The sequence below is a fragment of the Pseudomonas leptonychotis genome, from assembly GCF_004920405.1.
Lineage (GTDB): Bacteria > Pseudomonadota > Gammaproteobacteria > Pseudomonadales > Pseudomonadaceae > Aquipseudomonas > Aquipseudomonas leptonychotis.
The window spans coordinates 866,818-886,843 of the sequence record NZ_RFLV01000001.1 but is presented as its reverse complement, the minus strand read 5'-3'; the positions used below and the strand labels follow the sequence as shown (position 1 = coordinate 886,843).

The window sequence follows — 20,026 nt, the reverse complement described above, 5'->3', positions numbered from 1 at the left end:
CAGCATTCGGGGATAACTGTTGGCTTCCCTCTGGCGCGTGCCCGGGTGTAGGCTGAAGGCCTGCTTCTGAGAGGGTCGTCGCCATGCCGCGCAGCCTTAATCTCACCCGTCATTGCTTGGGCCTGGATACCCGCATTGAATGCGTGGTGCTGCCGTTGGCTGGCAGCGCTGGCCTCTGGACGCTGATCTGCGCCGCGGGTATGTCTGGGGCGCAACCCTCTACGATCAAGGCGCAAGGCCCATTCCGCGGGCCGTGCGCGGCGCAAAGCATTCTTGCGGATATCGCCGAAAGCCTGCACGGCATGGGCTACGAGCTGTCCACGGATGTACCGATCTGGCGGCTGCATATTCAGGCCGAACTGCGCCGTTTGAACGCCGAGCGTGGCCACCACGTGGGTGATTTTCAGTTTCAACCAGAAACCTGAGCGGGTGTTGTTGAGCCGCCTCGCGCGTGCCTTACACCCTGAGCTAGACGGCTATGGGCTGCCGGTCTAGAGCCTGCGCAAAAAGGTTATCCACAGTTGTAGTGGTCGCGCAGCGGCTGTCATCTATTGCCACACAACGGGGTTGTCTGGGCGGGGGCGCTGGTTATACTCGCCGGCAATCTTGAACCCTGAGTGAGCCCCTATGGAACGCTTTATTGAAAATGCCATGTATGCCTCGCGCTGGCTGCTGGCACCTATCTATTTTGGTCTTTCGCTTGGCCTGCTGGCCTTGGCGCTGAAGTTCTTTCAGGAAGTTTTCCACATTCTTCCCAGTGTGTTCTCCATGGCTGAGGCCGACCTGATTTTGGTGATCCTGTCGTTGATCGACATGGCCCTTGTCGGCGGTTTGCTGGTGATGGTTATGATTTCCGGTTACGAGAATTTCGTCTCCCAGCTGGATATTGCCGAGGGCACCGAAAAACTCAGCTGGCTGGGCAAGATGGACTCCAGTTCGCTAAAAATGAAAGTAGCGGCCTCCATCGTGGCGATCTCCTCAATCCATCTGCTCAAAGTATTTATGAATGCGCAGAACATCGATGACAGCAAGCTGATGTGGTACGTGATCATTCATATGGCGTTTGTGGTTTCAGCTTTTGCCATGGGTTACCTGGATAAGCTGACCAAGCACTGATCACGCTGTTAGCGTGACCCACCGCCCGGCCGTGCATAACGGACGGGCGGTTTGCTTTCTGCCTTGCGCTCTCGATTTATTGTACAAGAATTGTATTTGTATGATTTTTTGTATAGCTTCGCTAGCCGAGGACATCGCCATGAACCTGCAAGACTTGTCGCTGTACGCCCATGCCGGGCATATCGACGCGCTCAACCTGATCTCCATTGAAGGGGGGATCTACCTGCTTGAAGCGCACATGGATGGCCGCGCCCATCCGCTCAGCGATGGCAAGGGTAAAACCCTGCACCTGCGCTCGGTCGAACATGCGCGCGATATGCTCACTGATATGCCGCCCATCCCCTTTCACCTGGTGCATGCCGTGGTGCATGACGAGATGTGCGGCATGCATGACGGCGCCCAGGACGTCCTGCGGGTGCCCATTTCCTTTAATTCTTCCTGGTAGCGATGTGACTGCTGCGGTCTCACTGTTTGCCCGTGCGCTTGCCATTATCGACGTGCAGGTCACCGGGCTTCACCCGGATAAGGACAGCATCTGGGAAGTGGCGGTGCTGCATGTGGAGGGTGGCTTAGTCGTGGCGCGGCATGTGTGGTTGCTGAAACCAGCGTGTGCCCTGCCGGCCAGGGTGTCGCACGTTTGCGGTGTATTGCCGGCAGAGCTGGCGGATCAGCCATGCTTTGCCGAGGTTGCAGTTGAGCTCGCGCGCTGCCTGGAAGGCCGTGTTGTGGTCGGACATAACCTGCGTGTTGCCCATGCATTTCTGCGTCACGGTTTCGCACGGGCGGGGCTGCGTGTGCGCTACCGGCAGTTGTGCACCTTGCAGCTCGCGCGTGCGGTCTGGCCGGATTTGCCGTGTCACAGCCTCGATGCCTTGTGCGAGGGGCAGGGCATTAGCCGGTTTTTTAAGCACCGTGCATTGCCTGACGCCGAAGCAGTTTGGCAGTTGTTGTCCACATTGCTGACGCAGGTGCAGGCAGAACGCTTGCAGCGTCAGCTGCGCAAAGCCGCCGTGCCGCGGTTTTTGACGGCCGAGCGGCTACAGGCCGTGCCTTCGCGGCCGGGGGTTTATTACTTTTACGGTGAGAATCAGGCGCTGTTGTATGTCGGCAAAAGCCGCAACCTGCACCAGCGCGTGCAGTCGCATTTTCAAAATGATCATCACAGCCGACGTAGCCTGCAGATGGCTCAGCAGGTGCGTGATATTCGCGTGCAGCCGACGGCAGGAGAGTTGGGTGCGTTGCTGCTGGAGTCCGCTGAGGTGAAGCGACTGTTGCCGTTGTACAACCGTCAGTTGCGTCGTCAGCGCGACCTGTTGACCTGGGTGCTTATACCTGGCATTGAGGGTCTGCAACCTGAGCTGCAAGCGGTGGGCTGCTCGGTTATAGGGGGCAATAGTGTTGGCTTGTTCCGCTCGCGGCGTCAGGCGCAAGCCTGGTTGCGCAGCGAGGCAAGCCGCAGCCAGCTGTGCTTGCGCGTGCTTGGTTTGGAACGGGGAAACGGCGCCTGTTTTGCTACCCAGCTCGGTGTCTGCCGGGGCGCCTGCTGCGGGCTCGAATCGCGCGAGGCCCATGATCTACGGTTGCTTGCCGCCTGTGAGCAGCTGCGCGTGGCCACTTGGCCGTGGTCGGGGCCGGTTGCTTGGGTCGAGCGAGATCTGGTGCAGGGGCTCAGCCACTGGCATGTGCTGGATCAATGGCGGCACGTGACCACGGTTGATGATCCGGCGCTGATTGGTGCCGCTCTCCAACAACCGGGCCAGGCATTCAGCCTGGATGCCTATCACATCCTGCTTAGCCATTTACGGCGCTTTCCGCAAACCGAGGTCGTTGTTTTATGAGTGCTCCCCGGCTAGCCCTGGTATTGGGTGATCAGCTGTCTTTTGACCTGCCCAGTTTGCTGGCGCTCGATCCGCAGTGCGATGCGGTATTGCTCGCTGAGGTGGCGGCGGAAACCGATTACGTGCCGCACCACCCGCAGAAGATCGCACTGATCTTCAGTGCCATGCGCCACTTTGCTGAGGCTCTGCGCAAGCGCGGCTGGCAGGTGCATTACGTCAAACTGGATGATGCGCAGAACAGCGGCTCGCTGCCAGGCGAGCTGCAGCGTTGGGCGGCGCAATTGCAGGCCGTCGAGGTGCACATCACAGAGTGCGGCGAGTGGCGCCTGGAAGATGAGTTGAAGCGCTGCGGCGTGCCGATTACCTGGCATGCCGATAGCCGGTTTATCTGCGCTCGCGGCGAGTTCGCGCGCTGGGCCGAGGGGCGCAAGCAGCTGCGCATGGAGTTCTTCTACCGCGAGATGCGCCGTAAGACCGGTCTGTTGATGAATGGCGACGGCACGCCGGTGGGGGGCGCCTGGAACTTTGATGCAGAAAACCGCAAGGCGCTGCCCAAGCAGATCAAGGCGCCGATGACGGCGCGCTTCCCGGCGGATGGCATTACCCAGGAAGTGCTGGCGCTGGTGGCCGAGCGCTTCAGTCATCACTACGGCAGCCTGGCTTCATTCGACTATCCGGTAACCCACGCTGAGGCTGAGGCGTTATGGCAGCATTTTCTCGACTTTGCCTTACCGGCTTTTGGCGACTATCAGGACGCCATGGCGGTTGGTGAGCCGTTTCTGTTTCATGCGCGGATTAGCGCGGCGCTGAACATTGGCCTGCTCGATGTGCGCCGCCTGTGTGCGGACGTCGAAGCGGCTTACTGGCGTGGGCATGTCCCTTTGAATGCTGCCGAGGGCTTTATCCGCCAGTTGCTTGGCTGGCGTGAATACGTGCGGGGCATCTACTGGATGCACATGCCCGAGTACGCCGAGCGCAATGCCTTCGGCAATACCCGGCCGCTGCCCGAGTTCTACTGGACCGGCAAAACCCGTATGAAGTGCATGAGCCAAGCCATCGGTCAGACCCTGGAGCATGCCTATGCGCACCATATCCAGCGGTTGATGGTCACCGGAAACTTTGCCCTGCTGGCGGGTATTGAGCCCAGCCAAGTCTGCGACTGGTACTTGGCGGTTTATATGGATGCGTTTGACTGGGTTGAGCTGCCCAACACCTTGGGCATGGTCATGCATGCCGATGGCGGCTACCTGGGTTCCAAGCCGTATTGCGCCAGTGGTCAGTACATCAAGCGCATGTCCAATTACTGCGGTGACTGTGCGTATAAAGTGACCGAGAGCGTTGGCGAGCAGGCCTGCCCCTTCAACGCGCTGTATTGGCACTTTCTTATGCGTCATCGCGAGCAGCTGACCGGCAACCATCGGCTAGGAATGATTTACCGCGGCCTGGATAAAATGACAGAGGCCAAACAGCAAGGGCTGTGGCAGCGCGGTGAGCAGCTGCTGGCACGGCTGGACGCCGGTGAGGCGCTGTGAAAAAGGCCGAGCTGCCGGTCAAACCTTGCCAGGTGTGTGGTTTGCCATTCGCCTGGCGTAAGAAGTGGGCGCGCTGCTGGGATGAGGTGAAGTACTGCTCTGAGCGCTGCCGGCGCAATCGCCAAGGCGCGGCAGGCGGGTAGGGCGGGCAGGCGGTTTGTGCTAGGCTGGCCGACCTTTTTTAGCCCCTAGCGGAGCCGTGCTATGTCCGAAACCAATCTCTCGACTGACGAAACCCGCGTCAGCTACGGCATCGGCCGTCAACTCGGTGGTCAGCTGCGCGACAACCCGCCGCCGGGTGTGAGCCTGGATGCCATCCTGGCCGGCTTGACCGATGCGTTCAATGGCCAGCAGAGCCGTGTGAGCGAAGACGAGATGTCGGCCAGCTTCAAGGTAATCCGCGAGATCATGCAAGCCGAAGCTGCTGCCAAGGCTGAAGCGGCCGCTGGCGCGGGCCTGGCTTTCCTCGCCGAAAACGGCAAGCGTGACGGTATCACCGTGCTGGCTTCCGGCCTGCAGTACGAGGTGTTGAGCGCGGGTACTGGCGCTATGCCGACCCGTGAAGACACCATTCGCGCTCACTACCATGGCACCCTGATTGATGGCAGCGTTTTTGACAGCTCCTATGATCGTGGTGAGCCTGCTGAATTTCCGGTCGGTGGCGTAATCGCCGGCTGGACCGAAGCTCTGCAGTTGATGAATGCCGGTAGCAAGTGGCGTTTGTACGTACCCAGCGAGCTGGCTTATGGCGAGCAAGGCGTGGGCAGCATCCCGCCGCACAGCGTGCTGGTGTTTGATGTGGAGCTGCTGGACGTTCTCTAACGTCTCAGGTGCTTTCCTTCGCGGGCATGGCCCGCTCCTACGAGGTTCCAGCAAGTCTGGTGTAGGAGCGGGCCATGCCCGCGATGCGTTTATATTCAGAGCGTCAGGGGCGCAATGCGCGGGCGTAGCAATAGAGAAATAAGTTACGCACCAGCTCCTTGAGCACCAGCGGTTCGCTGGAGTTTAGTTCGTGCAAATCCAAATCCCCCTGGTCACGCAGCTCATCCAGTGCCTCTTCTTTAATCAGCGCGCAGACTTCGCCGGTGTTGCGATTGAGAATACGTAGATACGGCTGCGGGCGGTCCAGCCAGGCATCGATCAAATAGGTCATGACTCATCTCCCTTTCAAGTGGTTAGATGAGAATAATTCTTATTATATTTATAGCAAGTGTTAATCGCGGCCTTTCGTCGCACAGAAAACGCACGGGCATAAAAAAGCCCGCCATAGGGGCGGGCTTAGTTTGTAGTTGTGCGCGTCAGTGCGTGCGGGCTACGGCAAAGCGGCTGAGCTCAATTAGCGCGTCGCGATATTCGCTAGCAGGTAGGGCGTCTAGGCAAGCAATCGCACGCTCAGCGTAATCGCGGGCTTGCTGGGCGGTGTAGTCCAGCGCGCCGGCGGCTTCCACAGCGTTACGAATGCTTTCCAGGTTCTCGATGCCGCCTTTCTGGATTGCCTGGCGCACCAGGGCAGCCTGTTCGGCAGTGCCTTCGCGCATGGTGTAGATCAGCGGCAAGGTCGGTTTGCCTTCGGCCAGGTCATCACCGACGTTCTTGCCCAAGGTGCTGGCGTCGCCGCGATAATCGAGCAGGTCATCGACCAGTTGAAAGGCCACGCCGAGGTGGTCGCCAAAAGTGCGTAAGGCTTCTGTTTGTTCGGCGGTTGCGCCGGCCAATGCCGCTGCGCTGTGGGTCGACGCCTCGAAGAGCATGGCAGTCTTGCCGCGGATGACTTCCATATAGGTTTCTTCGGTGGTGCTGGCGTCGCGGATCTTCGACAGTTGCAGCACTTCGCCTTCGGCAATTACGCGGGTGGCCTTGGAAAGGATTTTCATCACCGGCATGGAGCCCAGCTCGACCATCATTTCGAAGGAGCGCGAATAGAGGAAGTCGCCCACCAGTACGCTCGGGGCATTGCCCCACTGGGCATTGGCGGTGCTGCGGCCGCGGCGCATGTCGGACATATCGACCACGTCGTCATGCAGCAAGGTGGCGGTGTGTAAAAACTCGATGGTGGCGGCCAGTAGGCGCAGGTTGTCGCCCTCAAGGCCCAGGGCCTTGCCGCTTAACAGTACGAGTAGCGGACGCAGGCGTTTGCCGCCCGCGGAGATAATATAGTCGCCGATCTTCTCTACCAACGGTACGCGCGATACCAGTTGGGCGCGGATAATGCCGTCGACAGCGGTAAAGTCATCCGCCACCACGCTGTAGAAAGCCTGGGGTTGCATCGCTAGCACCTGCTACTCATGGGTTGCGCGGCATGCTAGGGGGCGGGGTAGGGGCTGTCAAGGCAGGTGGCTTGGCTGTTGGTGTCAGGGCCTTGCGTCATGCGGGGTGCTTGCGTACAATCGCGCACCCTGAACTTCCCCCTGGGTATTTCCCTGCCTTACGCAATTGCAAGGGTGTCCTACCGGCCCCAAGCAGCCATGCCAGCCGACACTTATTCCTATAAAGCGCTGGGTGAGCAGGATTAACGGAGATTTACCATGTACGCAGTAATTGTTACTGGTGGCAAGCAATACAAAGTCACCGAAGGCGAATTCCTCAAGATCGAAAAGCTCGAGCTGGCCACTGGCGAAGCCGTGACTTTTGATCGTGTTCTGCTGATCGGCAATGGCGATGACGTTCAAATCGGCGCTCCGGTTGTTGAAGGTGCCAAGGTTGTAGCTGAAGTGATCGCCCAAGGCCGTCACGACAAGGTCACCATCATTAAGTTCCGTCGTCGCAAGCATCACATGAAGCGTCAGGGCCACCGTCAGTGGTACACCGAGATCAAAATCACCGGTATTCAGGCTTAATTCATTAAGCGCTGATCCCTTTATAGGAGTATTGAACTCATGGCACACAAAAAAGCTGGCGGTAGTACCCGCAACGGTCGCGACTCAGAAGCTAAACGCCTTGGCGTGAAGATGTATGGCGGCCAGAAAATCATTCCTGGCAACATCATCGTGCGTCAGCGCGGTACCCAGTTCCACGCCGGTTACGGCGTAGGCATGGGTAAAGATCACACCCTCTTCGCGAAAATCGAAGGCGTGATCAAGTTTGAAGTAAAAGGCGCGTTCAACCGCCGTTACGTGAGCGTCGTTGCGGCTTAATTGCGCGACTGCTGGGAAAGCCCCGTCCTTGCGACGGGGCTTTTTTATTGGCCAGCCATCCGTGGCGGTCATTCTGCGGGCCGTTGCAAGCGGCGTGAGAAAACGCTCCAGGCGTTTTTTTGGTTTCTGTATTATTGGGGTTCTTGCCAAACTGTCCTGGGTGTTAGCGTTCGATGTGAATGCAGGCCAATTTTGCAAGAACCTAGTGTTTCTCGTTTTAGATAACCCGCCTTGTTGCGGGAGGCGTACCTATGAAATTCGTCGATGAAGTATCGATTTCTGTAAAGGCCGGTGACGGTGGCAACGGCATGATGAGCTTCCGCCGTGAGAAGTTCATCGAAAATGGTGGTCCTAACGGCGGTGATGGTGGTGACGGCGGCTCGATTTATATCGAAGCCTTTGCCAACCTCAATACCCTGGTGGATTACCGTTATACCCGCCGCTTCCAGGCGCCGAATGGCGACAAAGGCGGCAGCACCGATTGCACGGGTGCCAAGGGTGAGGATCTGATCCTGCCGGTGCCCGTCGGGACCACGATTATCGACTCGAACACCCAGGAAGTAATGGGTGATCTGGTCAAGGCGGGCCAGCGTTTGCTGGTGGCGCAAGGTGGTTGGCACGGTCTGGGTAATACCCGTTTCAAGTCCAGCACCAACCGTGCGCCGCGCCAGACGACCCCGGGTAAGCCGGGCGATGCGCGCGACCTTAAAATGGAGCTGAAGGTGCTGGCGGATGTTGGTCTGCTCGGTTTGCCGAATGCGGGCAAAAGTACCTTTATTCGTTCGGTCTCTGCGGCCAAGCCGAAGGTGGCGGACTATCCGTTTACGACCCTGATTCCGAACTTGGGTGTGGTCAGTGTCGATCGCTACAAGAGCTTTGTGGTCGCCGATATTCCGGGGCTGATCGAGGGCGCTTCCGATGGTGCCGGTCTGGGCATTCGTTTCCTCAAGCATTTGGCGCGTACCCGTTTGTTGCTGCACCTTGTTGATATGGCGCCACTGGACTTGACTGATCCTGCCGAGTCGGCAGCCACCATCGTCGATGAGCTGACCAAGTTCAGCCCGTCGCTGGCTGAGCGTGAGCGCTGGCTGGTGTTGAACAAGTCGGACCAGATACTCGAAGAAGAGCAGGAAGCGCGGATTGCCGAGATCGTTGCGCGAATTGAGTGGAAGGGCCCGGTTTATGTGGTTTCTGCCTTGGCGCGCCAGGGCACTGAACAGCTTTGTTATGACATCATGGATTTCCTTGAGGCGCGTGCTGAGCGCATCCAAGAGAACCCTGAGTTCGCGGCTGAGTTGGCTGAGTTGGATACGCGTATTGAAGATGAGGCGCGTGCTCAGTTGCAGGCGCTGGACGACAAGCGTACGTTGCGTCGTACTGGGGTCAAGGCGGTCAGTGACGTCGATGAAGACGACAGCTTCTGGGATGAAGAAGACGAAGATGATGGCCCGGAAATCATTTACGTCCGGGATTAAGCAACTACTAAACGCCGCTTAATTGCGGCGTTTTTGTAATTACAGGTCGCTGCTGGGGTTGGAAGATCATGCGTGACAAGGTAACCAGCGCGCAGCGCTGGGTCGTAAAGATTGGCAGTGCGTTGCTGACGGCTGATGGTCGCGGCCTGGATCGTACGGCTATGGCGGTGTGGGTCAAGCAAATGGTCGCGCTGCGTGAGCAGGGCGTTGAGCTGGTGCTGGTGTCTTCCGGGGCTGTGGCGGCGGGCATGAGTAAGCTGGGCTGGACGGCGCGTCCAAGTGCGATGCATGAGCTGCAGGCGGCGGCGGCCGTTGGTCAGATGGTGTTGATTCAGGCGTGGGAGTCGAGTTTTGCTGAGCATGCTCGGGGTACTGCGCAGATTCTCCTGACCCATGATGATTTGTCTGACCGCAAGCGCTACCTGAATGCGCGTAGCACGCTGCGAACGCTGGTGGATCTGGATGTGGTCCCGGTGATCAATGAGAACGACACCGTGGTCACTGATGAGATTCGTTTTGGTGACAACGACACCTTGGCGGCTCTGGTTGCGAACCTGGTAGAGGCGGATCTGTTGGTCATCCTCACCGACCGTGACGGCATGTATAACGCCGACCCGCGGCATAACCCCGATGCTGAGTTAATTTACGAGGCGCGCGCCGATGATCCTGCGTTGGATGCTGTAGCAGGTGGTGTTGGTGGCGCGCTAGGGCGCGGTGGTATGCAGACCAAGTTGCGTGCGGCGCGTTTGGCGGCGCGTTCTGGTGCGCATACCGTGATCGTCGGCGGTGCTATCGAGCAGGTCTTGGCGCGGCTTAAAGCGGGCGAGCGTCTCGGAACCTTGCTTGCGCCTGAGCGGGGCATGCTGGCTGCGCGCAAGCAGTGGTTGGCGGGGCACTTGCAAACTCGCGGCACGCTGGTGCTGGATGAGGGGGCGGTCAAGGCTCTGGCGACCGGTACAAAAAGTCTTTTGCCAGTTGGCGTTAAGTCGCTGCAGGGTAATTTTAGGCGTGGCGAGATGGTGGTGTGTGTGGCGCCGAATGGTCGCGAGGTGGCTCGCGGCTTGGCCAACTACAGTGCTCTTGAGGCGCATAAGATTATCGGTCGGTCGTCAGACGCCATCGAGAGTCTATTGGGCTATGTTGATGAGCCTGAGTTGGTGCATCGGGATAATTTGATTCTGGTCTGAGGGAATTCTGATGCGGATAGTAAAAATATTGCTTGGGGCGCTGATGGTGGTGCCCGTCTTTGCGATGGCGGAATCGATTGGTGAGGTGTCGACGGTCTTCAAGCTCATGGGGCCGAACGACAAGATTGTGGTTGAGGCGTTTGATGACCCGAAGGTGGCTGGGGTGACCTGTTATCTGTCGCGGGCTAAGACCGGTGGCGTAAAAGGTGGCTTGGGCTTGGCAGAGGACCGCGCTGAGGCGTCGATTGCTTGCCGGCAGGTCGGGCCGATCAGCTTCTTGGAAAAGCTCAAGGAGGGCGAAGAGGTCTTTCGTGAGCGCACCTCGCTGGTGTTTAAAACCATGCAGGTGGTGCGTTTCTTCGATCAAAAGCGCAACACATTGGTTTATCTGGTGTACAGCGATCGGGTGATAGAAGGCAGTCCGCAGAATGCGGTGACAGCCATCCCCATTTTGCCTTGGCCGGAAAAGCCATAAGAAAAAAGCCCGGCATTGAGTCCGGGCTTTTTATGGCTTGTCATTCGGCGCTAGCCTTTGTGTGGCTGTTTGTATGGGTTAGCTAAGTGGCGAATAGTGACTTTCAAGGCAATAAAAAACCGGCCATCAGGCCGGTTTTTCAAGAGCTGACAGCGTATTAGGCTGCTGCAGCTTCGCCGAGGGCCTTGATGTGGCCATTCAGGCGGCTCTTATGGCGCGCTGCTTTGTTCTTGTGGATGATGCCTTTATCGGCCATGCGGTCGATTACCGGCACAGCCAGGGTGTAAGCGGTTGTGGCAAGAGCGACATCTTTGGCTTCGATAGCCTTGACTACGTTCTTGATGTAAGTACGGACCATCGAGCGCTGGCTGGCGTTATGGCTACGACGCTTCTCAGCCTGTTTTGCGCGTTTTTTGGCAGAAGGTGTATTGGCCACCGTCAAGCTCCTCGAAAAAATTCTGGGGGTTACAAACAAATAAGGCCGCGAATCATGCCGATATAGGGGCGTGCTGTCAAGCCTGTTGGCTTTTCCCCGTACTGGCCTGACCAGTGGCAGACCGCTACACTCGTCGCCTTTGCGCGCCAGTGCTTGTTTGCGGAGCCGGGATATTACATGAATTTGCTCAAGTCGTTGGCCGCTGTCAGTTCCATGACCATGCTTTCGCGTGTATTGGGCTTTGTGCGCGACACCATTATTGCTCGCACCTTCGGTGCTGGCGTGGCCTCGGACGCCTTTGTGGTGGCGTTCAAGCTGCCTAATCTATTGCGCCGTATTTTTGCCGAGGGGGCTTTTTCACAGGCCTTCGTGCCTATTTTGGCGGAATACAAAACCCAGCAAGGTGAGGAGGCTGCGCGAACCTTTCTCGCTTATGTAGCGGGGTTGCTGACGCTGGTGCTGGCACTGGTCACTTGCCTCGGTATTTTGGCGGCGCCTTGGATTGTGTGGGCCTCAGCGCCAGGTTTTGCTGATGAGGTTGAGCGCTTTGAGTTGACCACTGACCTGCTGCGCGTGACGTTCCCCTACATCTTGCTGATCTCGCTATCGTCATTGGCCGGGGCGGTGCTCAATACCTGGAACCGCTTCTCGGTGCCTGCGTTTGTGCCGACCTTGCTGAATGTCAGCATGATCGTCTTCGCTTTATTTCTGACGCCGTATTTTGACCCGCCGATCATGGCGCTGGGATGGGCAGTATTGGTGGGCGGGCTGCTGCAGCTGCTATTTCAGCTGCCTCATCTACATAAGATCGGCATGTTGGTGTTGCCGCGCCTGAACCTGAAAGACACAGGCGTGTGGCGGGTGGTCAAGCAGATGGGGCCGGCGATTTTCGGGGTGTCGGTCAGCCAGATCTCGCTGATCATCAATACTGTTTTCGCGTCTTTTCTGGTCGCAGGCTCAGTGTCCTGGATGTATTACGCCGACCGCCTGATGGAGCTGCCAGCGGGTGTGCTCGGCGTTGCGCTGGGGACAATCTTGCTACCGGCTTTATCGAAAACCCACTCGGGAGCCAGTCATGAGGATTATTCCAAGCTGCTCGACTGGGGCTTGCGCCTATGTTTGGTGCTGGCGCTGCCTAGCGCGGTGGCATTAGCAATTATTTCCGAGCCACTGATCGCCTCGTTGTTTCAGTACGGCAAGTTCAGCGCGGGCGATACGCTGATGACCCAGCGTGCGCTGGTAGCGTATTCATTCGGCCTGGTTGGCATCATCCTGGTGAAAATCCTCGCTCCAGCGTTTTATGCTCAGCAGAACATCAAAACGCCCGTGCGCATTGGTCTGGTGACGTTGCTGGCAACGCAGCTCATGAATCTGTTGTTTGTCTTCGTGATTCCGCTGGCGCATGCCGGTTTGGCTTTGGCGATTGGCCTGGCTGCCTGCCTGAATGCGGCGTTGCTGTATTGGCAGTTGCGCAAGCGCGGCATGTTTACGCCGCAGCCAGGCTGGGCGTTGTTTAGCGGTAAGTTGCTGCTGGCCTTGCTGGCGATGGCGGCGGCGTTGCTGCTGACCATGCAGCAGCTGCCTACCTGGGCGGACGGCAGCATGCTCTGGCGCTTGTTGCGTTTGGGCGGCTTGGTCGGGGCGGGGTTGCTGGCTTATTTCGCCGTACTGGCACTGCTGGGTTTTCGAGTGCGTGATTTTGCCCGGCGCAGCGCGCTCTGACTGCGGCTGATTTGACGCCTGTTGTCTGCTGTCCGGTGTGCGTATAATCGCCCACTTTATGAGCAAGAAGCGCGTTATGCAGCTGGTTCGAGGCCTACACAACTTGCGGCCCCAGCATCGGGGCTGTGTCGCCACCATCGGTAATTTCGACGGCGTCCATCGTGGTCATCAGGCCATTCTGGCGCGTTTACGTGAGCGCTCCGCCGAGCTTGGGGTGCCCAGCTGCGTATTGATTTTCGAGCCGCAGCCGCGCGAGTTCTTTGCTCCCGATACGGCCCCTGCGCGACTAACACGATTGCGTGACAAGCTGGCGCTGCTGGCAGCCGAAGGTGTTGATCGAGTGCTGTGTCTGAGTTTCAACCGCCGCCTGCGCGAGCTGAGCGCCGCTGAGTTTGTGCATCGTGTGCTGGTGGAAGGCTTGGGTGTACAGCATTTAGAAGTGGGTGATGACTTTCGTTTTGGCTGTGATCGCGCTGGCGATTTCGCTTTCCTTGCTGATGCAGGTGAGCGTGAAGGCTTCAGCGTTGAGGCGGCCAGTACGGTTGAGCTGGACGGTATTCGCGTCAGCAGTACGCGTGTGCGTCAAGCCTTGGATGCGGCTGATTTCGCCCTGGCGCAACACCTGCTAGGCCGCCCCTTCCAGATCGCCGGGCGGGTGTTGCATGGGCAGAAACTGGGCCGTCAGCTGAATGCGCCGACCGCCAACGTGCAGCTCAAGCGCAAGCGAGTGCCGCTGCGCGGGGTTTATCTGGTCAGTACTGAGATCGATGGTCAGACCTGGCCAGGGGTCGCCAACATTGGTGTGCGTCCCAGTGTTGCAGGTGATGGCAGTGCCCACCTGGAAGTGCATGTGTTGGATTTTGCCGGTGATTTATATGGCCGGCGTTTGACGGTGGCTTTCCACCACAAGCTGCGCGATGAGCAGCGTTTCGCCTCGCTTGAGGCACTGAAGACGGCCATTGCTGCCGATATTGCCGCCGCCCGTGCCCATTGGCGCACTTAAATCAATTAGCGCCACCGCATACGAAGAGCCTGATATGACCGATTACAAAGCCACGTTGAACCTGCCTGATACCCAATTTCCGATGAAGGCGGGGCTGCCGCAGCGCGAGCCGCAAATTTTGCAGCGTTGGAACGAAATTGGCCTGTATCAGAAGCTGCGTGCGCAGGGCGAAGGCCGGCCGAAGTTCGTCCTGCACGACGGCCCGCCTTACGCCAACGGCAGCATTCACATCGGTCATGCGGTCAACAAGATCCTCAAAGACATCATCACCCGCTCCAAGACCCTGTCCGGTTTTGACGCGCCCTATGTGCCGGGCTGGGACTGCCATGGTCTCCCGATTGAGCACAAGGTCGAAACCACCTTTGGCAAAAACCAGCCGTCTGACCTGACTCGTGAGCGCTGCCGCACCTATGCCGGCGAGCAGATCGAAGGGCAGAAGGCTGACTTCGTGCGCCTTGGCGTGTTGGGCGATTGGGACAATCCCTACAAGACCATGGCGTTTGCCAACGAGGCGGGCGAAATCCGTGCGCTGGCCGAGATGGTCAAGCAAGGTTTTGTGTTCAAGGGGCTGAAGCCGGTCAACTGGTGTTTCGATTGCGGCTCAGCCCTGGCAGAGGCTGAGGTCGAATATCAAGACAAGAAGTCCGAAGCCATCGACGTGGCTTTTGTGGTTGAAGATGCTGACAAGCTAGCCGCCGCATTTGGTCTGGCTAGTTTGCCTAAAGCGGCCTCTATCGTGATCTGGACCACCACGCCCTGGACCATTCCGGCCAACCAGGCGCTTAACGTTCATCCTGAGTTCACGTACGCCCTTGTCGATATCGGCGATCGTTTGCTGCTGCTGGCTGAAGAATTAGTGGAAGGTTGCCTGGCCCGTTACGGCCTGCAGGGCGAAGTTATCGCGACGGCTCAAGGCGCAGCACTTGAGCTGATCCGCTTCCGCCATCCGTTTTACGAACGTTTCGCACCGGTATACCTGGCCGAGTACGTCGAATTGGGCGCTGGTACCGGCGTCGTGCATTCGGCGCCTGCGTACGGTGAGGACGACTTCCGTTCCTGCAAAGGCTACGGCATGAGCAATGACGACATTCTCAGCCCGGTGCAGAGCAATGGTGTGTATGTCAGCGATCTGCCGTTTTTTGGCGGCCAGTTTATCTGGAAGGCCAACCCGGCCATCGTTGCCAAGCTCGAAGAAGTCGGCGCGCTGCTCAAACACGAAACCATCCAGCACAGCTATATGCACTGCTGGCGGCACAAAACGCCGCTGATCTACCGCGCCACCGCGCAGTGGTTCGTTGGCATGGATAAGCAGCCCAACGAAGGCAGCACCCTGCGCGAGCGTGCGCTGGCTGCCATCGAGCAGACCGAGTTTGTTCCCGCGTGGGGCCAGGCGCGCCTGCACAGCATGATCGCCGGACGCCCCGATTGGTGCATCTCGCGTCAGCGTAACTGGGGTGTGCCGATTCCGTTCTTCCTGCACAAGGAGAGCGGTGAACTGCACCCGCGTACCACCGAACTGATGGAAGAAGTCGCTCTGCGCGTTGAGCAGCAAGGCATCGAAGCCTGGTTCAAGCTGGACGCCGCCGAGTTGCTGGGTGACGAGGCGGTGCAGTACGACAAGATCAGCGACACCTTGGATGTTTGGTTTGATTCAGGCACCACCCACTGGCACGTCATGCGCGGTTCGCATCCGATGGGGCACGACAACGGTCCACGTGCAGATTTGTACCTGGAAGGTTCTGACCAGCATCGCGGTTGGTTCCACTCCTCGCTGCTTACGGGAGCGGCGATCGACGGTCATGCGCCCTACAAAGAGCTGCTGACCCACGGTTTTGTGGTCGATGAGAACGGCCGCAAGATGTCCAAGTCGATGGGCAACGTGGTTGCGCCGCAGGAAGTAAATGACAGCCTGGGCGCCGACATTTTACGTCTATGGGTATCGTCTACCGATTACTCCGGCGAGATGGCTGTGTCCAAAGTCATCCTGCAGCGCAGCGCTGACTCTTACCGGCGTATCCGCAATACCGCACGCTTCTTGCTCTCCAATCTCAGCGGTTTCGACCCGGCGCAGCACCTGCTGCCGGTTGAAGACATGTTGGCGTTGGACCGTTGGGCCGTCGACCGCGCGCTGTTGCTACAGCGCGAAGTAGAAGAGGCCTACGGCAGCTACCGCTTCTGGAACGTTTACCAGAAAGTGCACAACTTCTGCGTGCAAGAGCTGGGCGGTTTCTACCTCGACATCATCAAAGATCGTCAGTACACCACTGCGGCGGACAGCGTGGCGCGTCGCTCCTGCCAAACGGCGCTGTTCCATATCGCCGAAGCGCTGGTGCGCTGGATTGCGCCGGTGCTGTCGTTTACCGCCGACGAGCTATGGCAGTACTTGCCGGGCGAGCGCAATGAATCGGTGATGCTCAATGGCTGGTATCAGGGCCTGAGCGAGCTACCACAGGACTTCGAACTGAGCCGCGAGTTCTGGGAGCGGGTCATGGCGGTCAAGGTCGCGGTGAACAAGGAAATGGAGAATCTGCGTGCGGCCAAAGCTATCGGCGGCAACTTGCAAGCCGAAGTGACGCTCTACGCGGAAGACAGCCTGGTCAATGATCTGAACAAGCTCGGTAACGAGTTGCGCTTTGTGCTGATCACCTCCACGGCGAGCCTAGCGCCGCTGAGCAGTGCGCCGAGTGATGCTGTAGAAACAGAGGTGTCGGGGCTCAAGTTGAAGGTGCTCAAATCCGCTCACGCCAAGTGTGCGCGCTGCTGGCATCACCGTGAGGATGTCGGCGTGAAGCCGGCGCACCCGGAAATTTGCGGCCGCTGTGTAGACAACATCGAAGGCGCGGGCGAGGTTCGTCACTATGCTTAATAACGGCACGCCTAACGCCAGCCGTTTCGGTCGCCTGGCTTGGTTGTGGCTGAGTTTGATGGTGTTTGTGCTTGATCAAGCCAGCAAGTTTTACTTCGACAATAGCCTGAGCATGTACCAGCAGATCGTGATCATCCCCGATTACTTCAGCTGGACCCTGGCCTATAACACCGGAGCTGCATTCAGCTTCTTAGCCGATGCCGCCGGCTGGCAGCGCTGGTTCTTCGCCGCGATTGCCATCGCCGTCAGCGCGGTGTTGGTGGTTTGGCTCAAGCGTCTTAAACCCAGCGAGACTTGGCTAGCAGTCGCCTTGGCGTTAGTGCTGGGCGGGGCACTGGGCAATTTGGTAGACCGCGTAGTATTTGGTCATGTGGTTGACTTCATCCTGCTGCATTGGCATCAGCAGTGGTATTTCCCCGCCTTCAACGTGGCGGACATGGCGATTACTGGCGGTGCGATCCTGCTGGCGCTGGATATGTTTAAAGGCGATAAATCCGGAGATAAAGGCCATGAGTGAACCTCTCATTCAAGAACTGCGAATTGGCCCGGACAAGCAAGTGACCCTGCATTTCGCCCTTAAGCTGGATAACGGCGATGTGGTCGACAGCACCTTCGATAAAAAGCCGGCCACTTTTAAGGTGGGTGATGGCAACTTGCTGCCAGGTTTTGAACAGGCCATTTACGGATTAAAGGCGGGTGACAAACGCAGCCTGTCGATCAGTCCGGAGCAGGGGTTTGGCCAGGGCAACCCGCAGAATATCCAGGTCATGCCGCGCAGCCAGTTTCAGGAGATGGAGCTGTCTGAAGGCCTGCTGGTGATTTTCAATGATGCTGCCAATGCTGAGCTACCCGGTGTGGTCAAAGCCTTTGACGACAGCCAGGTGACCATTGACTTCAATCACCCGCTAGCCGGCAAGGCGCTGAGCTTCGATGTGGAAATTATTGAGGTTAAAGCGCTCTGATCTGTAGTTCGCTTCGGTGGGTGCGGCTTTGGCCGCGAGGTTTTACCGTTTAGGCCTGACGGCCGGAGCCGCTAACATATTGCTCACCCGTGAATATGGCCGCGCCGTACGCTGGCCAGAACGATTCACCGCCGAGGTTTCCGCCATGCATATCAAACTCGCCAACCCTCGCGGCTTCTGCGCCGGCGTAGATCGCGCCATTGAAATCGTCAATCGCGCGTTGGAAGTCTTCGGTCCGCCGATCTATGTGCGCCACGAAGTCGTCCATAACAAATTCGTGGTCGAAGACTTGCGCTCCCGTGGTGCGGTCTTCGTTGAAGAGCTGGATCAGATTCCGGACGACGTTATCGTCATCTTCAGCGCTCACGGCGTATCCCAGGCTGTGCGTAACGAAGCAGAGCGACGCGGCTTGAAAATATTCGACGCCACCTGCCCTTTGGTGACCAAGGTGCACATGGAAGTAGTGCGTTATAGCCGGGAAGGGCGCGAATGCATCCTGATCGGCCACGAGGGCCACCCAGAAGTCGAAGGCACCATGGGCCAATACGACGCCAGTAACGGTGGCAGTATCTACTTGGTTGAGGACGAGGCGGACGTTGCTGAGTTGCAGGTGCGCAACCCCGAAGCGCTGGCTTTTGTCACCCAAACTACCCTATCGATGGATGACACCAGCAAGGTCATCGACGCCTTGCGCAATAAGTTCCCTGCTATTGGCGGGCCGCGCAAAGACGACATTTGCTACGCCACCCAGAATCGTCAGGACGCGGTCAAACAACTTGCTGCTGAGTGCGATGTGCTGCTTGTCGTCGGTAGCCCCAACAGCTCCAACTCCAACCGCCTGCGTGAGCTGGCTGAACGCATGGGTACCCCGTCCTACCTGATTGATGGGGCAGAGGATCTCAAGCGGGAGTGGTTTGCAGGCATGACCGGTATCGGCATCACCGCCGGCGCATCTGCGCCGGAAGTGTTGGTACAAGGCGTTATTCAGCAGCTCAGCGAGTGGGGCGCAACAGGCGCGCAAGAACTGCTGGGGCGGCCGGAGAACGTGACGTTTTCGATGCCCAAGGAGTTGCGGATGCTACCTGTTTCATAAGCATCCAGCGTGTTGCCTGAGTATTCGCGCGCGTCCAGCTTTATTGATAATTATTTTGTAGCTGACGTCGTGGTTAGCTGAGCAGACCGTAAAGGTTCCGGCGGCGAACGCTCGGTTAGGTTGGACCGCCTCGCCACTGGGGAGGAAGGTTGCGCCGGCTCGCCACGGTTGGTTGCTGGTGACCCTGAGTCGGCTATCAAGAGCGGCTCGCTTGATTAATACCTGTGTATTGGTTAACTCAGACGTTGTCGAACTGCCTATGCTCTCAACATATCCCACCTGCCATCCACAAGCCCAACAGTTAGCCGATGCGGGCTGTATAAGGACTTCGCGTTGCTGTGTGACCGCTTGGGCGCGGGCAAACCCGATGTCCTGACGTATTTGATGTGTTACTGATTCTAGCCGGCTTCGCTCAAGCCAAGAACTAGCAGCCGGCATAGCGGTTGAGGCCAGAATTGAAAGCACAACAAGAATGATAAGACTTTCAAGCAAACTGGTTCCATTTTCCATTTGTCACATCCATGTGCATTGCTCCAGTTATGAAGCTAGACCACTCAGCAGAAAGCGACCAGTGACCTGTCGTCAGCACCATTGGTGCGGCTGTCGCGCGTCAGGTGACAGACGTGTGCGCTGTCAATAACCTAAATGTGGGATGAATAGGAGGTACAAAGTGAAGCTTTTTCGAGGTTTTACTCTGGTGGAGCTGATGATCACCATTGCGGTTGCTGGCGTGCTTTTGGCGATCGCAGTTCCAAGCTTTACTGACTTAATAAGAAATAACCGCTCACAGGCTGCGGCTAACGAGCTGGTTTCAGCGTTTAACGCAGCGCGAGCAGAGGCAGTTAAGCGTGGTAGGCGGGTGAGTCTTTGCCCAAGTGTTAATGGGACATCTTGCTCGGGCACTGCATGGCAGTCAGGCTGGATTGTGTTTGTAGATACTGCAGCCAGTGACACGACCAGTACGGCAACTGTCGGGACTGTACTCAACCGCCGCAGCGCAATGCCGACGGGTGCCACAGCAACGGGAGGTGCAACATTTATTCGCTACTCCGGCTTGGGTTTTGCGCCTGTTCGTCAAAATATTACCGTGCAGACCTCGTCTTGCACTGGACAGAACGCCAGGCTTATTTCCTTTTCGTCGTCGGGACGTATCAATGTGCAAAAAGTTGCGTGCACCTAAGGGGGAG

General features: G+C 57.9%; 23 protein-coding genes. 19 read left to right on the top strand and 4 right to left on the bottom strand.

Annotated elements, in window-relative coordinates; genetic code table 11:
• Positions 1–83: 83 nt before the first annotated feature.
• The 7 genes from D8779_RS04060 (at position 84) to D8779_RS04030 (ending at position 5,308) form a co-directional block, all read left to right on the top strand.
• Positions 84–425, top strand: a complete 342-nt coding sequence (locus D8779_RS04060; RefSeq protein ID WP_136663174.1) for a PA4575 family protein — start codon at positions 84–86, stop codon at positions 423–425.
• Between the two features lie 202 nt (positions 426–627).
• Positions 628–1,116 (top strand): TIGR00645 family protein, encoded by a 489-nt coding sequence (locus D8779_RS04055; protein ID WP_136663173.1) that lies wholly within the window; start codon positions 628–630, stop codon positions 1,114–1,116.
• 139 nt (positions 1,117–1,255) lie between these two features.
• On the top strand, positions 1,256–1,561 hold the full coding sequence (locus D8779_RS04050; RefSeq protein ID WP_136663172.1) for a DUF6482 family protein: 306 nt from the start codon (positions 1,256–1,258) through the stop codon (positions 1,559–1,561).
• Positions 1,562–1,565: 4 nt separating this feature from the next.
• Positions 1,566–2,954 carry a 3'-5' exonuclease family protein gene (locus tag D8779_RS04045; protein WP_240789675.1) on the top strand — a complete coding sequence of 463 codons (1,389 nt, stop codon included), beginning with the start codon at positions 1,566–1,568 and terminating at the stop codon, positions 2,952–2,954.
• On the top strand, positions 2,951–4,486 hold the full coding sequence (locus D8779_RS04040; protein WP_136663170.1) for a cryptochrome/photolyase family protein: 1,536 nt from the start codon (positions 2,951–2,953) through the stop codon (positions 4,484–4,486). The genes D8779_RS04045 and D8779_RS04040 overlap by 4 nt, the downstream gene beginning before the upstream one ends.
• Entirely contained in the window at positions 4,483–4,629 is a 147-nt protein-coding gene (locus D8779_RS04035; RefSeq protein ID WP_136663169.1) for a DUF2256 domain-containing protein, read from the top strand. Before D8779_RS04040 ends, D8779_RS04035 begins: the two co-directional genes overlap by 4 nt.
• Before the next feature lie 61 nt (positions 4,630–4,690).
• Entirely contained in the window at positions 4,691–5,308 is a 618-nt protein-coding gene (locus tag D8779_RS04030) for a BamJ family beta-barrel-assembly machinery protein (RefSeq protein ID WP_136663168.1), read from the top strand.
• 103 nt (positions 5,309–5,411) lie between these two features.
• Here the strand turns inward: D8779_RS04030 and D8779_RS04025 are convergent, their stop codons facing one another.
• Complete coding sequence (locus D8779_RS04025; RefSeq protein ID WP_136663167.1) at positions 5,412–5,639, bottom strand: PA4570 family protein; 228 nt, start codon at positions 5,637–5,639, stop codon at positions 5,412–5,414.
• Between the two features lie 145 nt (positions 5,640–5,784).
• Positions 5,785–6,753, bottom strand: coding sequence for a polyprenyl synthetase family protein (locus tag D8779_RS04020; protein ID WP_136663166.1), 969 nt, complete (start codon positions 6,751–6,753; stop codon positions 5,785–5,787).
• Positions 6,754–7,011: 258 nt separating this feature from the next.
• Between D8779_RS04020 and rplU the strand changes: the two genes are divergently transcribed.
• The 5 genes from rplU to D8779_RS03990 all read left to right on the top strand — a co-directional run bounded on the left by rplU (position 7,012) and on the right by D8779_RS03990 (position 10,757).
• A complete protein-coding gene (gene rplU / locus D8779_RS04010; protein ID WP_090240099.1) occupies positions 7,012–7,323 on the top strand; it encodes a 50S ribosomal protein L21 in 312 nt (103 codons plus the stop codon).
• A 39-nt stretch (positions 7,324–7,362) separates the two neighbouring features.
• Positions 7,363–7,620 carry a 50S ribosomal protein L27 gene (gene rpmA / locus D8779_RS04005; protein ID WP_003176049.1) on the top strand — a complete coding sequence of 86 codons (258 nt, stop codon included), beginning with the start codon at positions 7,363–7,365 and terminating at the stop codon, positions 7,618–7,620.
• A gap of 251 nt (positions 7,621–7,871) precedes the next feature.
• On the top strand, positions 7,872–9,095 hold the full coding sequence (cgtA, locus tag D8779_RS04000) for an Obg family GTPase CgtA (protein WP_136663164.1): 1,224 nt from the start codon (positions 7,872–7,874) through the stop codon (positions 9,093–9,095).
• 68 nt (positions 9,096–9,163) lie between these two features.
• Entirely contained in the window at positions 9,164–10,282 is a 1,119-nt protein-coding gene (gene proB / locus D8779_RS03995) for a glutamate 5-kinase (RefSeq protein WP_136663163.1), read from the top strand.
• A gap of 10 nt (positions 10,283–10,292) precedes the next feature.
• A complete protein-coding gene (locus D8779_RS03990; RefSeq protein WP_136663162.1) occupies positions 10,293–10,757 on the top strand; it encodes a CreA family protein in 465 nt (154 codons plus the stop codon).
• Between the two features lie 157 nt (positions 10,758–10,914).
• On the opposite strand, the gene rpsT is transcribed toward D8779_RS03990, so the two are convergent.
• Entirely contained in the window at positions 10,915–11,193 is a 279-nt protein-coding gene (gene rpsT, locus D8779_RS03985; protein ID WP_136663161.1) for a 30S ribosomal protein S20, read from the bottom strand.
• 177 nt (positions 11,194–11,370) lie between these two features.
• Between rpsT and murJ the strand changes: the two genes are divergently transcribed.
• From murJ to ispH, 6 genes are all read left to right on the top strand, one after another.
• Positions 11,371–12,915, top strand: a complete 1,545-nt coding sequence (gene murJ / locus D8779_RS03980) for a murein biosynthesis integral membrane protein MurJ (protein WP_136663160.1) — start codon at positions 11,371–11,373, stop codon at positions 12,913–12,915.
• 76 nt (positions 12,916–12,991) lie between these two features.
• Positions 12,992–13,918, top strand: a complete 927-nt coding sequence (gene ribF / locus D8779_RS03975) for a bifunctional riboflavin kinase/FAD synthetase (RefSeq protein ID WP_136663159.1) — start codon at positions 12,992–12,994, stop codon at positions 13,916–13,918.
• 34 nt (positions 13,919–13,952) lie between these two features.
• The gene (gene ileS / locus D8779_RS03970) at positions 13,953–16,784 is read left to right on the top strand and encodes an isoleucine--tRNA ligase (protein WP_136663158.1); all 2,832 of its coding nucleotides are present in this window, start codon (positions 13,953–13,955) and stop codon (positions 16,782–16,784) included.
• Entirely contained in the window at positions 16,777–17,301 is a 525-nt protein-coding gene (gene lspA, locus D8779_RS03965; RefSeq protein WP_136663157.1) for a signal peptidase II, read from the top strand. The genes ileS and lspA overlap by 8 nt, the downstream gene beginning before the upstream one ends.
• A complete protein-coding gene (fkpB, locus tag D8779_RS03960; protein ID WP_136663156.1) occupies positions 17,294–17,746 on the top strand; it encodes an FKBP-type peptidyl-prolyl cis-trans isomerase in 453 nt (150 codons plus the stop codon). The genes lspA and fkpB overlap by 8 nt, the downstream gene beginning before the upstream one ends.
• Before the next feature lie 145 nt (positions 17,747–17,891).
• On the top strand, positions 17,892–18,839 hold the full coding sequence (ispH, locus tag D8779_RS03955; protein ID WP_136663155.1) for a 4-hydroxy-3-methylbut-2-enyl diphosphate reductase: 948 nt from the start codon (positions 17,892–17,894) through the stop codon (positions 18,837–18,839).
• On the opposite strand, the gene D8779_RS21015 is transcribed toward ispH, so the two are convergent.
• Positions 18,834–19,277, bottom strand: a complete 444-nt coding sequence (locus D8779_RS21015; RefSeq protein WP_420875593.1) for a GspH/FimT family protein — start codon at positions 19,275–19,277, stop codon at positions 18,834–18,836. The two genes, ispH and D8779_RS21015, sit on opposite strands and share 6 nt — an antisense overlap.
• A 232-nt stretch (positions 19,278–19,509) precedes the next feature.
• On the opposite strand from D8779_RS21015, the gene D8779_RS03945 reads away from it, so the two are divergent.
• Entirely contained in the window at positions 19,510–20,019 is a 510-nt protein-coding gene (locus D8779_RS03945) for a GspH/FimT family pseudopilin (RefSeq protein ID WP_167492522.1), read from the top strand.
• Positions 20,020–20,026 lie beyond the last annotated feature (7 nt).